General features: G+C 70.9%; 10 protein-coding genes and 2 pseudogenes. 5 read left to right on the forward strand and 7 right to left on the reverse strand.

The window, feature by feature from the left end:
- Window positions 1–59 precede the first annotated feature (59 nt).
- Window positions 60–1316 (forward strand): MFS transporter, encoded by a 1257-nt coding sequence (locus IPK81_13030; protein QQS10590.1) that lies wholly within the window; start codon window positions 60–62, stop codon window positions 1314–1316.
- On the opposite strand, the pseudogene IPK81_13035 reads toward IPK81_13030, so the two are convergent.
- Window positions 1313–2199: pseudogene (locus tag IPK81_13035) on the reverse strand (TauD/TfdA family dioxygenase). The gene IPK81_13030 and the pseudogene IPK81_13035 overlap by 4 nt on opposite strands.
- Window positions 2200–2363: 164 nt before the next feature.
- Between IPK81_13035 and IPK81_13040 the strand changes: the two are divergent.
- The gene (locus IPK81_13040) at window positions 2364–3137 is read left to right on the forward strand and encodes an enoyl-CoA hydratase/isomerase family protein (GenBank protein ID QQS10591.1); all 774 of its coding nucleotides are present in this window, start codon (window positions 2364–2366) and stop codon (window positions 3135–3137) included.
- A gap of 12 nt (window positions 3138–3149) precedes the next feature.
- On the opposite strand, the gene IPK81_13045 is transcribed toward IPK81_13040, so the two are convergent.
- On the reverse strand, window positions 3150–4040 hold the full coding sequence (locus tag IPK81_13045; GenBank protein QQS10592.1) for a hypothetical protein: 891 nt from the start codon (window positions 4038–4040) through the stop codon (window positions 3150–3152).
- A gap of 81 nt (window positions 4041–4121) precedes the next feature.
- Between IPK81_13045 and IPK81_13050 the strand changes: the two genes are divergently transcribed.
- Together IPK81_13050 and IPK81_13055 are read left to right on the forward strand one after the other, a co-directional pair.
- Entirely contained in the window at window positions 4122–5015 is an 894-nt protein-coding gene (locus IPK81_13050) for a YihY/virulence factor BrkB family protein (GenBank protein ID QQS10593.1), read from the forward strand.
- A 39-nt stretch (window positions 5016–5054) separates the two neighbouring features.
- Window positions 5055–5504: a hypothetical protein gene (locus IPK81_13055; GenBank protein ID QQS10594.1), complete on the forward strand. Its 450-nt coding sequence runs from the start codon at window positions 5055–5057 to the stop codon at window positions 5502–5504.
- Between the two features lie 24 nt (window positions 5505–5528).
- Here the strand turns inward: IPK81_13055 and IPK81_13060 are convergent.
- Window positions 5529–6520: pseudogene (locus IPK81_13060) on the reverse strand (D-glycerate dehydrogenase).
- Between the two features lie 190 nt (window positions 6521–6710).
- On the opposite strand from IPK81_13060, the gene IPK81_13065 reads away from it, so the two are divergent.
- Entirely contained in the window at window positions 6711–7310 is a 600-nt protein-coding gene (locus IPK81_13065) for a hypothetical protein (GenBank protein ID QQS10595.1), read from the forward strand.
- 21 nt (window positions 7311–7331) lie between these two features.
- Here the strand turns inward: IPK81_13065 and IPK81_13070 are convergent, their stop codons facing one another.
- The 4 genes from IPK81_13070 to IPK81_13085 all read right to left on the reverse strand — a co-directional run bounded on the left by IPK81_13070 (window position 7332) and on the right by IPK81_13085 (window position 14554).
- Window positions 7332–8108 carry a hypothetical protein gene (locus tag IPK81_13070; GenBank protein ID QQS10596.1) on the reverse strand — a complete coding sequence of 259 codons (777 nt, stop codon included), beginning with the start codon at window positions 8106–8108 and terminating at the stop codon, window positions 7332–7334.
- A 75-nt stretch (window positions 8109–8183) separates the two neighbouring features.
- Entirely contained in the window at window positions 8184–10460 is a 2277-nt protein-coding gene (locus tag IPK81_13075; protein ID QQS10597.1) for a polysaccharide biosynthesis tyrosine autokinase, read from the reverse strand.
- Window positions 10461–10665: 205 nt separating this feature from the next.
- A complete protein-coding gene (locus tag IPK81_13080; protein ID QQS10598.1) occupies window positions 10666–12240 on the reverse strand; it encodes an HlyD family type I secretion periplasmic adaptor subunit in 1575 nt (524 codons plus the stop codon).
- 34 nt (window positions 12241–12274) lie between these two features.
- Window positions 12275–14554, reverse strand: a complete 2280-nt coding sequence (locus IPK81_13085; GenBank protein ID QQS10599.1) for a peptidase domain-containing ABC transporter — start codon at window positions 14552–14554, stop codon at window positions 12275–12277.
- Window positions 14555–14852: the final 298 nt, after the last annotated feature.

Here is a 14852-nt window from a genome sequence, read left to right on the forward strand (position 1 = left end):
GCGGCGGGCTGTAGCCTCCCGGCCGTCGTCACGCCACCCGCCGGAGGGGCGCAGGGTCCATGTCCGTCGCCACGTCGTCCGAACCGCGGCCGCTCGCCTCGAGCACGGCGCGCGACGGCCAGGTGATCGCGCTGATCTGCGCGGCGCATTTCGTCAGCCACTACGTCATCCTGCTGCTGCCGCCGGTGCTGGAATCGGTACGGTCGGAGTACGGCGTCTCGTACATCGAGATCGGCCTGGCGCTGACGGCGTTCAACGTCGTGTCGGCCGCGTTCCAGACCCCCGCCGGCTTCCTCGTCGACCGCGTCGGGCCGCGCGCCATCCTCACGGCCGGCCTGGTGCTGGGCGCCGCCGCGATCACGGCGGCCGCGACGCTGCCGGGATACTGGGTGCTGGTCGCGGCCTTCGCCGCGCTCGGCCTCGCCAACACCGTCTACCATCCCTGCGACTACTCGATCCTGTCGGCCACGGTGTCGCCGAACCGCATCGGCCGGGCGTTCTCGATCCACACCTTCTCGGGCTACCTCGGCAGCGGCGTCGCGCCGGCCTGCGTGCTGGCCTGCGCCGCGCTGTGGGGCTGGCGCGGCGCGTTCCTCGCCGCCGCCGCGCTGTCGCTGGCGGCGGCGCTCCTGCTCGTCGTGTTCGGCGGCATCCTCGAGAAGCGACCGGCGTCCGCGGCCGCGCCGGCCGCCGCGGCGGCCGGCGCCAAGGTGGAGGACGATCCGTCCTCGAACGGGTGGCGGCTGCTGTTCTCGTCCGCCATCCTGCGGAACCTGATGTTTTTCGCGCTGCTGGCGTTGTCCAACGGCGGCCTGCAGACCTACGCCGTCGTGGCCCTCGGCGCCGTGCACGGCACCGCCGCCTCGGTCGCCAACGTGGCGCTGTCGGGCTTCCTGCTGCTGAGCGCGTTCGGCGTGCTGCTGGGCGGCTACATCGCCGACCGGACGACGCGGCACGAACGCGTCGCGGCGGCCGGGTTCGCGGCCACCTCGACCATGGTGGTGCTGATCGGCTGGGTCGATCTCGGCGCCGTGGCGCTGGTGCTGGCGATGTCGCTGGGCGGGTTGATGAACGGCATGATCCAGCCGCAGCGCGACATGATCGTGCGGTCGGTGACGCCGCCGGGCTCGTTCGGCAAGGTGTTCGGCTTCGTGTCGACCGGCTTCAACATCGGCGGCATGATCTCGCCGACGCTCTACGGCTGGCTGATGGACCGCGGCGAACCGCGCATGGTGTTCGCGGTCGTCGCCGGATTCATCCTGCTGGCGCTGGTGACGGTGATCACGCGCCCCAAGCCGGTCCGGCCGGCCGCCTAGACCGGCTGCTCCAGCGTCGGGGCGCTGTCGGCCACGGTCGTGCGGTGCAGGTCGCGGACCTGCGTGGCGTCGTAGCGGCGGGCGCGGTGCATCGTGACGCGGTTGTCCCACATGACGAGATCGTTCGGCCGCCACACGTGGACATGGACGAAGCGCCGTTGCGTCGCGTGCTCGTTGAGGTCGCGCAGCAGCGCGCGCGCCTCGGGCACCGGCCAGCCCTCGATCGCGCCGGCGTGCGCCGACAGGTACAGCGACAGCCTGCCGGTGACGGGATGGCGCCGCACCAGGCGCTGGCGGACCGGCGCCCACCGGCGCCGCTCCTCGTCGGTGAAATCGGTGAAGCCGAGCGTGCCGCGCGAGTGGATCTGGGTGTGCTCGCAGACCATGTCCCGCGCCAGTTCGCGCGTCTCCTCGTCGAGCGCGTCCCACGCCGCCCGCATGTCGGCGAACTCGGTGTTGCCGCCGGTCGCCGGGATGACGCGCGCCGACAGCGCGAGTACTTCGCCGGCGTCGCCTTGAACGAGCTGTCGGAGTGCCACAGCATGTTGCCCAGGCTGAACAACCGGGCGCGGTCGTCGCGCGCGCGCACGTTGCCGTGGCGGTCGAGGTTGGAGATGTCGTTCACCTCCATGCTCAGACGACGGTCCTCCGCCTTCTGGATGTCGCCGGTCGCCGTCTCGAGCGGGCCGAAATTGCGGCTGAACGCGAGCTGCCGCTCGTCGTCCAACGGCTGGTCACGGAACACCAGGACGCCGTAGCGGTCCATGCCGGCGTCGATGGCGGCGACCTCCTGGGGGGCGAGCGCGCGGGAAAGATCGACGCCCGATACCTCGCCGGCGAAATCCGGACGCGCGGGATCGGCTGGATGGATCGCGATGGCCATGGGCCCACCTCGTCGGCGTGGAGCGCGGCGACCGGTCGCCGCCGTCGCGCGATGCTGGCCGATTTCGCGGCCGCCGTCATCCCGGCCGGACGCCCCGTCGTCGCCGGACTTGAATCGCGCTAACACGGCCGTGGACACGCATGGTCCGAGGGGGAGGGTTGGGCATGGCCGGCAGGATCGAGCTGGAACGGCGTGGCGACGGGGTGGCCACGCTGTGGATCGACAACACGGGGCACCGCAACGCGCTGAACGACGCTTTGATCGACGCGCTGGCGGACAACGTCCGGACGCTGGGCGCCGACGCGACGTGCCGCGCCGTGGTGCTGCGCGGTCGCGGCGGAATCTTCTGCGCCGGCCGCGAGCTGCGCGACCTGAAGGCGCTGGCGACCGCGGACCTGGCCGTGATCGCCGCCACCTACCACCGTCTGCGCCTGCTGAACGAGGCGCTGCACCTGTGTCCGGCGCCGACCATCGCCGGCGTCGACACCTACGCGTTCGGCGCCGGGGCCACCGTCGCGAGCTGGTGCGACATCGCCATCGCCGAGGAGGATGCGCTGATGGCCTATCCCGAGGTGCACCACGGCATCGTGCCGTCGCCGGCCATGATGGCGCTGCTACGCGGCGTGCCGCGCAAGGCGGCGATGGAGCTGGTGCTCACGGGCCGCCGGATCGACGGCGTCGAGGCCGCCCGAATCAACCTCGTCACGCGCGCCGTGCCAAAGGGGCGTCTCGCCGCCGCAATCGACGAGACGCTGTCCGGGATCCTGCGCGGCAGCGCCGAGGCCATCGCGCGCACCAAGGCGTTCATCGTCGCCTGCGAGGATGCCGGTCACCGCTCGGCGATGCTGAGCGCGGTGGACAGCATCAGTATCGGTCTGACGTCGCCGGAGACGCGGCGGCGGATCGACGCGTTCCTCGACCGGAGCGACCGCCGTTGATGGAGGCCGGCGTCAGCCGTGGAAGACGCGCTCGCGGTGCCAGGCGAGGTAGGCGGCCTGCCGGGCGCCGCGGACGGCCAGCTTGAACCCGGGATCGATCCCGGCGCGGCGCGCGTCGTCGGCAGGGAACGTCTCCGACAGCAGCAGCGCGCCGTCGTCGCCGAACGCGATCAGCCCCTCGAGGAAAGCGACGGCCCAGGTCGCGACCAGCGGCAGAGCGTTCTCCGGGTCGACGCGTTCGTCGTCCTCGGCCACCGCCCAGCTCTTTATGGCCGCGACCTGGATCAGCGCCGCCGTCCGGGCACCGGTGGCGGCGCAACCGCGATCCCACAGATTCAGGACCGACTCGCCATAGCCGCCAAGTCCGAACCGCGCCTCCAGCAGAGCCGATTTGCGTTCCTCCGGCAGATCGCGGGCGATCACACCGGCGGCGACCGCCTCCGCGAAGGCGCCGCCCGAGGGGTCGTCGCCCATCGCCAGCCCGCGCAGCCGCGCCGCCAGCGCGTCGTCAACGGCGAACACGACCGTGTCGCGCGTCGACGACGCCGGATCGAGCGGCGAGTCGAAGAGCGGCAGGACGGCACGCAACACCAGGCTGGTCACCTCGTATGCGACCGGCTCGGCCAACTGCACGTAGCGGACCGGCACCACGCGGGCGGCGCGACGCTCGAACTCGGGCGCCAGCTCGATCGCCTCGTCCTTGGGCGCCTCCATCACCGTCAGCACGCCGTCCAGTTCGCCGCCGGCGAACACGAATCCGATGTCGCCGGGCTTCATGCCGGCAGCGGTGGCGAAGGCCGGCAACGTCTTGCCGAGCTTGTCCCGACGCGGGACGGCCAAGACCTCGTCCTCTTCGAGGAGGCCGAAATCGTCCTCCTTCTGGTTGATCCACCAGTACGCCATGGTCGCCTCGCTCCACCGCCCGCGCGGACTCGGCGCGCGGCGGGATGATACCGGATTCCCCGCGGCGCTCCCTATGCTAACGTGTCCGCGATGCTGCGCACGGCGAAGACCATCGCGGTCGGTACGTTCAACGGCTTCATCGACAACCGTCTGATGTCGATGGCCGCCGGAATCGCGTTCTACGCGCTGTTCTCGGTCGGACCGATCCTGCTGGTGGCGATCACCATCGCCGAGCCGATCCTCGGCCACTATGCCGCCGAGGAGGCGATCCTGGCGCGTCTCGGCGAGGCGCTGGGCCTGGACAACCTCGACGTCATCCGGCGCGCCGTGCAGGGCGGACTGCTGCGCGGCGGATCGGGCTGGACGACGGCGCTGAGCGTCTGCGTGATCCTCTATTCGGGCACGGCCATTTTCGTCGAGCTCGATTCGGCGTTCGACGTCATCTGGCGGCCGGAGGGCGGCTGGATCCGCCATCCCGTCCTCGCCGAGATCAAGACGCGTCTGCTGGCGCTCGCGCTGATGGCGATCATCGGCGTGCTGTTCATCGCGTTCTTCACCGCCAGCGCCGCGCTCTCCGCCTACGACGGCGTGCTGCGGCGGCTGCCGGTCCTCGGCGTGTGGCTCGGACCCATCCTGTCGGAAGGCTGGACCTTCGCGATCACCGCCATTTTCTTCGCCCTGATCTACAAGTTCCTGCCGGACGTGCGCATCCCGTGGCGCTTCGCCTTCCTCAGCGGCGCCGCCGTGGCCGTGCTGTTCGCCGTCGGCAACCAGGCGATCGCCTGGTACTTCGCCCACAGCGTGCTGGCGACGGCGTTCGGCACCGCCGGCGCGCTCGCGGCGGTCATGGTGTGGGTCTACTACTCCGCGATCATCGTGCTGGTGGCCGGGCAGGTCGGGCGCGCCACGCGCGACGCGCTGGAGGCGCGCCGCGCCGGCGCCGACGGACCACCGGGCACGGTCGGCGACGGCTGAACCGGCGCGGCGACGGGCCCGCGGCAGGGGGAGGGAGCGATGTGGCGGACCATCGTCGTCTCATTGGCGCTTCTGGCGGGCGTCGCCCGCGTGGCCGCCGCGCAGAGCGTCGAGGCGGTGTTCCAGGAGGCGGGCCTGTACGGACGATGGGCGGAGGACTGCGCCCGGGCGGCCGGCCATCTTGGCGGCAACGTCCATTCGATCTACGCGCGCGCCGACGACGGCGCCGCCCTCACCTACGACAGCGGCCCCGGGCGCGCGCCGACGGTCTACCGCATCCTGCGCGCCGAGCGGCGGGGCGCGGACCGCGTGTTCTATGTCCAGCAGAACCGGGCCGATGGACGCCGGCTGGAGATCGAGCTGCTGCGGACCGGAACCGCGATCAAGGTCTGGTCGTCGCGGCGCGAGACCGGCGAGGTACTCGTGGCCGGCGGGAAATTCCCGTCCGACGGCGTCGAAAGCCCGACGCAGCGGCGCTGCGGCGATTGACCGGGCGCGGCGCCGCCGCGCCCGTCAGAGCATCGCGGCGAAGACGCGGTCCGGCGGCTTGTGGCCGTCGGCGAAGGTCTTGATGTTGATCAGGACCTTCTCGCCCATCTCGATGCGGCCCTCGAGCGTCGCCGAGCCCATGTGCGGCAGCAGCACGACGTTGTCGAGCTCGCGCAATTTCGGATTCACCGCCGGTTCGTGCTCGAACACGTCGAGGCCGGCGCCCGCCACCTCGCCGCCGCGATCATGCGCGTCAGGGCGTTCTCGTCGATCACCTCGCCGCGCGCGGTGTTGACCACGATCGCCGTGGCCCGCAGCAGCTTCAGGCGCCGCGCCGACAGCAGATGGTAGGTGCCGGGCGTGTGCGGGCAGTTCACCGAGACGATGTCCATGCGCGCCAGCATCTGGTCGAGGCTCTCCCAGTAGGTCGCCTCCAGCGCCGACTCGATGTCGGCGTGGACCCGCCGCCGGTTGTGGTAGTGGATCGTCATGCCGAAGCCGCGGGCGCGCCGCGCCAGCGCCTGGCCGATGCGGCCCATGCCGACGATCCCCAGCCGCTTGCCCCAGATGCGCGCGCCCAGCATCGCGGTCGGCGCCCAGCCCGACCATTTGCCGGCACGTACCAGCCGCTCGCCCTCGCCGATCCGCCGCGCCACAGCGAGGATCAGCGCCATCGTCATGTCGGCGGTGTCCTCGGTCAGCACGCCGGGCGTGTTGGTGACCGTGACGCCGCGCTGGCGGGCGGTGTCGAGGTCGATATGGTCGACGCCGGTGCCGAAACTGGCGATCAGGCGGAGCTGCGGTCCGGCCTGGGACAGCACCTTGGAATCGACCCGGTCGGTGACGGTGGGCACGAGCACGTCGGCCGTCTTGACGGCCTCGACCAGCTGGGCCTGCGTCATCGGCTTGTCGTCGGCGTTCAGGCGCGTGTCGAACAGCTCCATCATGCGGGTTTCGATCGCGTCCGGCAGCTTGCGGGTGACGATCACCAGCGGCTTCTTGGGCGATGAGGGCATGACGGCTCCGGTGGGCGCGGCGGCTGACGCCGGAACCGGCGGACGGCGCCGATCCCTCCGCCGCGCATAGCAAGCGAGGGCGGTTGCGTCCAGCCGGCGCGTCGGCAGGTCGCGCCCGCCGGCGTGTCGTGACGGCCGATCGGCGGACTGGGTCGTCGCAGGCCGCGCGCTGTTGCTGTATAGTGCCCGAATGCCGCGCCCCTTCGCGGCCGCCGGACAGTTCGCCGTCAGAGCGACCGCCGCGGCGGTCCTGTTCCTGTCGTTGTCGCTATCGGCTTCCGCTCCGGTCCGGGCGCAGTCGGTCGGCGCGGCGCCGTCGACCGAGGGCGCGCCGCCGCCACGGACCGCCGCGGCGCCGCCACCTCTTCGACGGGGATCCGGGCTGCCGCTGCCACGCTTCGCGGCGTTGCGTTCGGATGAGACCAACGTCCGGGCCGGCCCCGGCAGCCGCTACCCAATCGACTGGGTCTTCAAGCGCAAATCGATGCCCGTCGAGATCGTGGCCGAGTTCGAGAACTACCGGAAGATCCGCGACTGGCAGGGTGCGGGCGGCTGGGTCCACCAGAGCCTGCTGGTCGGCAAACGTCATGTGCTGGTGACCACGCGCGACGCCGCGCTGCGCAAGACGCCGTCGAAGACGGCGCCCGAGCTCGCGAAGCTCCAGAGCGAGGTGGTCGCGCAGGTGAAGTCCTGCGGCGGCGAATGGTGCCGGGTCCAGGTCGGCCCGCATGTCGGCTGGGTCGAGCGGACGCAGGTCTGGGGCGTCTACAAGGGCGAGAACGTCAACTGAGGCGCCGCCCGGCCGCGCCGCCTACGGCAGCCGGATGTAGATCGAGTCGAAGCGGCGCAGAAGATCCGGCGCCGGCGCCAGGGACTCCCGGACGGGCAGCAGACCGAACGTGCGCTTGGCGATCGCGGCGAGGCGGTCGAGGTCGCGGCCGGCGAACATGCGGATCTGCTCGGCCGCGGTCGCGCGGGTCCGGTCGTCGACGCGGTGCCATAGCCGGCAGGCCACCTCGATGCGCTGCTCGAGATAGCGGGGATCGAACGGCGCCACCGCAAGGGCACGCTCGAGGACGCGCGGCAGCGCGGGGTCGTCCGGGTCCCGGGCGTCGATGGCCAGGGCCAGTAGCGCCCAGGCGGTGGGATGCGCCGGGGACGCCGCGATCGCGCGCCGCGCGGCGGCTTCGGCCTGCGCCAGCCGCTTCTCCACGAGGGGCGCCTGGGTCGGCCGCGCGGCCTGTCCGAGGCGGGCCGCCGCGAGCAGAGCGGCGAGGTCGGCGTCGGCGTTCCAGTCGAGCGACCGTTCAAGCGCCAGCGCGGCGTCGTCGATCTGGTGGTCGGTGAGGCTCTCGTCGCGCAGTTCGGCGCGCTCCGCGATCGACCGGCTGTCGCCCAGTTCGATCGCCGCCAGCAGCCGCGGCACCGCCATGGCGCCGAGCGCGAGGCCGCCGGCGACGGCCACCGCGCCGACCGCCAGCGCCACCGCGCCGCGCGGCCGCGCCCGGGGTCCGCGCCGGCGGGCTTCGGGATGGTCGGCGGGGTCGATGTCGACGTCGACCCGCGAGCCGGGGGTGAAAAGCCTCATGGCGCGCGAAGGTACCGCCGTTGCATGGCGGCGATCATACACCGGGCCGGGTGCCCGCGCACCCCGGCGGGGGCGTCACCCCTCGCCGTAGTAGCGCTTGTAGCCCTGGTAGTAGTAGACGCCGCTGTCGGTGTAGTCGTACTGGGCGTGGCGCCGCAGGTCGACCTGGCTGAGCACGATGCCCGACAGACGGGCGCCGGCCTCGTAGACCATCTTGACGCCGGCCGTGGCGACGTCGCGGCGGGTCTTCTCCCAGCGCACCACGAAGATCGTGGTGTCGGTCTGGCGCACCAGCAGCAGCGCGTCCGACACCGCCAGCACCGGCGGCGTGTCGAGGATGACGAGGTCGAACGTCTCGGCCAGCTGCTCCAGCAGGCGCCGCATGCGCAGACTGCCGAGCAGATCGGTCGGCGACGGCGGCCGCTTGCCCGCCAGGACGTAGTACAGGCCGGTCTTCGGTTCGACGTGCACCAGCTCCTCGAGGTCCTTCTGGCCGGCGAGGAACTCCGCCAGGCCCTCGGTGTTCTCGACCCCGAGGTTCTTGTGCAGCGACGGCTGGCGCATGTCGCAGTCGATGATCAGCGTGCGCGCGCCCGACGCCGCCGAGGCCGAGGCCAGCGACAGCGAGGTCGTGGTCTTGCCCTCGCCCGGCACCGACGACGTCACGACGACGGTGCGCTGCGGGTGGTCGGCGCTGCTCAGCGCGATGCCGGTGCGGATCGTGCGCAGCGCCTCCGAGTAGGCCGAGTTCGGCTTGTCGACGACGCTGAGCCACGGCTTGCTGTTGCGCCGCAGGCGGTTCGACTGGAACGGCACCATGCCGAGCGCCGCGACGCCGGTGTGCTGCTCGAGCTGGTGGATCGAGCGGAACCCGGAGTCCATGAGCTCGATGATGATCGAGACCGCGACGCCCAGCCCGATCGAGGCGAGGAACGCCATCAGCACGATCACGTCCTTGCGCGGCGCCACCGGGAGGACGGCCGGCGCCGCCTCGGTGATCTGCTCCGCCTCGGCGGTCCGCTCGCGCTTCGACTCGACGTCGACCGTCTGCAGGCGCGCCAGAAGGGTCTGGTACAGCTGCTTCGACGTCTCCAGCTCGGCCTGGAGCGTGCGCAGCTCCGAGGAGCCCTCGGTCTGCTTCTTGATCAGCACCTCGAGCTTGTTCAGCTCGGTCTTCAGCTTCTCGGCCGAATCCCGCAGCGCCTTGGCGTCCGCCTTCTGGATGTCGCCGCCGCGGCTGCGCTCGGCGCCGAGCCGGGCGCGCGCCGCGCCCAGCCGCTGGGCCGCCTTCTTGTACTCGGGATGCTCGGGTCCGAAGATCGCCGCCAGCGCCTGGAAGTCCTTCTCGGCGATCAGCACCTCCTGCAGGACGGTGCTGCCGGAGCCCTCGACGCCACCGCCGTTGCGGACCCGCAGCTCGGCCTCGGTCGCGGCCCGTTCCGCCGTCAGCCACTGCGTGCGCATCTCCAGCAGCGTCCGTGTCATCGTCGTCATGCTGTCGCTGTCGACGTACATCTCGTTGGCGGAGCGGAACGCCGCGAGCTTGCGCTCGGCGTCGACGTTGCGCCGCCTCGCGCCCTCGATCTCGCTGGCGAGGAACTTCGCCAGGCCGAGCGCGTCCTGGCCCTTCTTCTCCTTCTGGTCGTCGATGTAGGTGCGGATCGCCTCGTTCACGGAGTTGGCGGCGATCCTCGGGTCGGGGGAGCGGTAGCGGACGGTCATGACCCGCGACGCCTGCGTCACCTGCGTCGTGAGGCCGAGCGCCCAGAGGTCGGCGATCTGGTCGTACATTCGCTCGCGCTGCTCCGGCGTCATCGCCGCGATGCGGCGGCGCGCCTCGTCGAGCGTCGCCCTCGGCGCCGGCGGCTCGCCGCCCAGCCGCAGGATGCGCAGCACCGGGGCGAAGACGCTCGCGATGCGGCTCTGCGGCGGCGGCGCCATGTCGGGGTTGAACAGCGGATCCTCGATGAGGTTCAGCTTGCGCACGGTGATGCGCGCCAGCTTCTCGGACCGCAGCCGGGCCGCCTCGGTCTCCATCTTCTGGTAGTCGAGCGGCATCGTCATGCCGTCGGTCTTCGACAGCGTGTCGGAGGCCTTCGCCTCGATCACCAGCTCGCCCTGCGACTGGTAGATCGGCGTCAACTGGTTGGCGACCAGCCATGCGATCGTCGTGCCGACCAGCGCGAGGCCGCCGATGAGCAGCTTGTGGCGTCGCAGCGTGCCGAGAATCTGGCGGGCCGACACCCCGGTGGTGCCGTCCTGCGGCGGCATGCCCCCGCCCGGCGGCGCGGTCTGCGGCGCCTCGACGGGCAGTGTCGTGTACGAAGTCTGGAGTCGGGTCACGTTGGCCATGCCGGTACCTGATGCCTGTTATATATAGTGTCGCGAATATAGACGCAGATAATCATCAAAGACTTTCCCTAACCTACTCTAAATCCGGCACAAACAAAAACGGTATTATCACTCACTCGCATTTTCCGAGGCAACCGCTTGTGTCGGCGACGGGCCGGCGCGCAATCCCTTGGCCGGGCCATGGGATCGTGTCGCGACGGCATCGTCACGTGCCGCGCTCGCGCATGCTGCCCTGGACGGTCTTGAACACCCGGTCGGTGAAGTAGCCGAGGATCGTCCGCTCGCCGATCTGGAGGTCGACCGTGCAGGTCATGCCCGGACTCAGCGGGTAGCGCCGCTGGCGTTTCTCCGCGTCGGTGGCGCCGGGCTTGCACTCGTCGCCGCCGAGATAGTTGCAGTCGACCGAGATGAGCACGACGAAATACGGCGGGCTCATCGCCGCGGCCTGCGGATTCACCGCCGGATCGGGCGCGGTGGCGTCGGCGGCGATATGCGTGACCTTGCCGCGCAGCGTGCCGTAGCGGATCCAGTCGTACGTCTGGAACTTCACCGTGGCCGGCTGGCCGATCTCGACCACGCCGATGTCGTTGTTGGTGACGCGCACCTCGATCTCGATCTTGCGCGCCTCGCCGGCCGGCACCACGCCGACGATCGGATCGCCGGGGCGGATCGAGGCGCCGGCGTTGTGCACTTTCAGGCCGTTGACGATGCCGTCGGCCGGGGCGCGGATCACGAGGTTGCGCCGGAGCTGCTGCTGCTGCTCGAGCGCGGCGCCGGCGCGCGCGCGCTCGGCCAGCGCGTCGCCCAGGCGCTTGAAGTTGAGCGAGTTCCACTCGCGGTCGACGATCGCCCGCCGTTCCGTCGCCTCGGCGAAGGCCTGCGTCACGGTGCGCAGATCGTCGCGCGCCGCCTGCAGATCGCCCGTCTTGTCGATCAGCTCGCGCTGGAGCGTCTGGTAGCGGATCAGCGGATAGACGCCCTCGTCCACCAGCCGCTTGATGCGCGCCGCCTGGTCGCTGAGCACGCGGATGTTGTCCTCGAGCGCGCGGATCTTGCCCTCGACCGTCGCCAGCCGCGATTGCGACTGCCCGACCACCGAGTCCGCCGCCAAGCGCCGGCTGCCGATCTCGGCCTGGCGCGCCTGCCATAGCTCCAGGTTCTTGGCGATCGACTCGGCCGGCACATTGGCCGGAAACGTCGGCGGCCGTCCGGTGTTCGAGGTCTCGGCCTCGAGCCGCGCGACCTCGGCCGAGAGGAGCTGGTGCTGGGCGGCGACCTTGGCGATCTCCTGGTCGATCAGATCGGCGTCGAGCAGGATGAGTTCCTGGCCTTCGCGCACGATGTCGCCGTCCTTGACGAGCACCTTCGCCACCCGGCCGCCCTCGGGGTGGCTGACGACTTTGGCCTTCCCCGCCGGCCGGACGATGCCCGGCGCGGTCGCGACCTCGTCGACCTTCGAGAAGTTCATCCAGAGCACGACGGCGACGACCAGCGCGGCGGTGCCGTAGATCAACCACGTGGCGTAGGGCGAGTGGCGCCGCTCGGCGATCGCCTCGGTGTCGGGCAGGAAATCCTCGACGCGGCCGCGCACGCCCGGCAGACGGCCCTCCGCGAACAGACGCACGAAGGCGCTCTCGCGGACCGGCTCGACCTTCTGGACGGCGGCGGCCGGCGGCTTGGCCGCCGGCGTGACGGCGGGCGCGCCGCCGGACGCCGCCGGCGCGTCGCCTTTGGCGACACCCCCGCCGCGCCCCGGAATTCCGGCTTCGGGCATGCTCACCGCGCTCCTCCGCGCCATCGCGCCACGGCGGCCATCAGACGGCGCCCATCGGGCCGCCGCCGGCCATGCCCGCGATCCCGCCCGGCGCCGGCGACGGCGCGGGCTGGCCGCGGCTGGCCTCCGCCATGCGGATGCGCGCGTAGGCCATGACCTCGGTCGGCGGACCGAAGCGCTCGACGCGGCCGTCGATGATCAACGCCACCTTGTCGGCGATGGCGAGCGGCGCCAGCCGGTGCGTGACCATCACGATGGTGCGGCCGCGCGCGTTCGAGCGCAGCGTGCGCAGCAGCTGCTCCTCGGTGGCGGGATCGAGCGCGCTGGTCGCCTCGTCGAGCACGATGATTCGCGGGTTGCGGATCAGCGCGCGGGCGATGCAGAGCAGCTGCTTCTGTCCCGTCGACAGGCCGCCGCCGCGCTCGCCGAGCACCGTGTTGTAGCCCTGCGGCAGGCGCTGGATGAAGTTGTGCGCGCCGACGAACTTGGCCACGGCGACGATGCGCCCCGGATCCTTGTCGGCGACGCCCATGGCGATGTTCTCGCGCACCGTGCCCGCGAACAGCTGCACGTCCTGCGGCACGCTGCCGATCTGCGACCGCAGCTGCGCCGGCGACATGTGGCCGATGTCGGTCTTGTCGACGAGAATGCGGCCGGCGGTCGGCTTGTAGAGCCCCTGGATCAGGTTCGCGACCGTCGTCTTGCCCGAGCCCGAGGGCCCGATGATGCCGATCACCGAGCCGGCCTCGATGCGCAGGTCGACGTCCTGCAGCACCGGCGGCGCGTCGTCGTCGTAGCGGAACGAGACGCGCTCGAACGCGATCTCGCCGGCGATCGGCGGCATCGGCGGCAGGACGCCCGGCTCGATCTCCGGCGCGATCTGCATCATCTCGTCGATGCGCACGAACGCCGACTTCACGGCCTGCAGCGTGTGCCAGGCGGAGATCACCTGCCGCATCGGCGCCAGCGCGCGGCCGGCGAGCATGTTGGCGGCGATCAACGCGCCGATCGACATGCGCTGCTCGACCAGCTCCCATGTTCCGAGCAGGATGACGCCCAGCGACACGAACAGCTGCAGCACGCCGGTGACCGAGGCGACGACGTTCGCAAGGTTGTTGGCGCGGTAGCCCGTCCAGGCGGAGCGCGCGACGCGGGCGCCCCAGCGCTTCTCGATCTCCGACTCGAGGCCGAGCGCCTTGATCGTGGCGGCGTTGTTGACGGTCTCGCTGAGCGCCGAGCTCTTGGCCGCCAGCGCGTGGAAGTTCTCGTCGATGTGGCGCTTCTGCGCGTTGTGCGTGACCAGCGAGATCGCGATGAAGAACGGGATCGCCAGCAGCACGAACAGGCCGATCGGCCAGTTGATCAGGAAGATCGCGGCCAGGTAGACGATGACGAACCCGAGGTCGATGATGAGCGACGGCATCTGGCCGGTGAAGAACGACCGCAGCGTGTCGAGCTGGCGCAGCCGCTCCGAGATGACGCCCGACGGCGTCTTCTCGAAATGCCGGTACGGCAGGTGCACCAGCCGGCGCACCACCTCGCCCGACATCAGCGCGTCGATGCGCGAGCCGGTGTGGCTCGACACGTAGCCGCGCAGGATGCGCAGCAGCAGGTCGAAGATGTAGGCGATCGACATGCCGATCATCAGCACGATCATCGTCGTGCCCAGGGTGTCCGGATTGCCCTGGCCGATGACCCGGTTGAAGATCACCATCATGAACAGCGGCGTCGCCAGCGCCAGGATGTTGATCACGAACGACGCCGCCAGCAGCTCGCCCGCGACCTGCCGCACGCGCACGCGCAGCATGTCTTTCCAGTGGCTGGCGTGGTCCCGCCGCTCGGCTTCGCGCACCATGATCGCATGGCCCGAGAGGGCCGCCACGGCGGCGGCCGTCCGCGCCGTCGTCCTGCCCTCGACGACGTCGAGCACGGTGAAGTCGCCGCCTTCGCGCGAGACCACCACCCAGGACGGCCGCTCGGCGTCGCCGACCAGGACGAACGGCGTGGGGATCTTCTCCAACTGGGCGATCGAGACCGCCGCGCGTCCGGCGCGGAATCCGACGCGTTCGCAGGCGAGCAGGAAGGCGCGCTCGTCCATGCCCGAATCCGGCACCGGCGCGAGCGTGCGCAGCTCCGCCTCGCTGATCGGCCGGCCGAGCTGCTGCGCCACGTAGAGGAACGCGCGCAGGAGGGAGTCGACGCGCTTGGCGCGGGCGCCCGGCGGCGGGTCGGCGGCCGGCACCGGGGTCGACGCGCGCGGCGGCGCGGCGCCCGTGGAGCCGGCGGGGCCGTCTGACGACGCCTTGTCGGGTGGTGCCATCTGCGCGAGCGCCCTTTCGCGTCGACCGTGGCCGATCGCCCATGACGAAACGCGGGCGCAGGAGCCTTCCGGCCCGCACCGCGGCTTCGATCTTCACGCGCGGCCGATCCCGATGCGGGTCCGGCCGACTATTCCTGAACGAATGACTTTGCGAATAACGACGATGATACAATAGATTGATCAGGATGGTTAACGCAATAGCATAGGTGTTGTTTTTGATCCGATGCGTTGGCGTCGATCTTTTGTGAATCGAATGTCAATTCAGTGTCGTTTTCAGTTCGAACGTTGGGATGCAAAT

The organism is Rhodospirillales bacterium, assembly GCA_016699855.1.
GTDB lineage: Bacteria > Pseudomonadota > Alphaproteobacteria > Reyranellales > Reyranellaceae.

What these genes read in the sequence shown, in the direction of transcription:
- IPK81_13065 (QQS10595.1), top strand. Translation starts at nt 6,711, where the DNA reads ATGCCGCGCCCCTTCGCGGCCGCCGGACAGTTCGCCGTCAGAGCGACC.
- IPK81_13040 (QQS10591.1), top strand. Translation starts at nt 2,364, where the DNA reads ATGGCCGGCAGGATCGAGCTGGAACGGCGTGGCGACGGGGTGGCCACG.
- IPK81_13075 (QQS10597.1), bottom strand. Translation starts at nt 10,460, where the DNA reads ATGGCCAACGTGACCCGACTCCAGACTTCGTACACGACACTGCCCGTC.
- IPK81_13070 (QQS10596.1), bottom strand. Translation starts at nt 8,108, where the DNA reads ATGAGGCTTTTCACCCCCGGCTCGCGGGTCGACGTCGACATCGACCCC.
- IPK81_13055 (QQS10594.1), top strand. Translation starts at nt 5,055, where the DNA reads ATGTGGCGGACCATCGTCGTCTCATTGGCGCTTCTGGCGGGCGTCGCC.
- IPK81_13085 (QQS10599.1), bottom strand. Translation starts at nt 14,554, where the DNA reads ATGGCACCACCCGACAAGGCGTCGTCAGACGGCCCCGCCGGCTCCACG.
- IPK81_13045 (QQS10592.1), bottom strand. Translation starts at nt 4,040, where the DNA reads ATGGCGTACTGGTGGATCAACCAGAAGGAGGACGATTTCGGCCTCCTC.
- IPK81_13030 (QQS10590.1), top strand. Translation starts at nt 60, where the DNA reads ATGTCCGTCGCCACGTCGTCCGAACCGCGGCCGCTCGCCTCGAGCACG.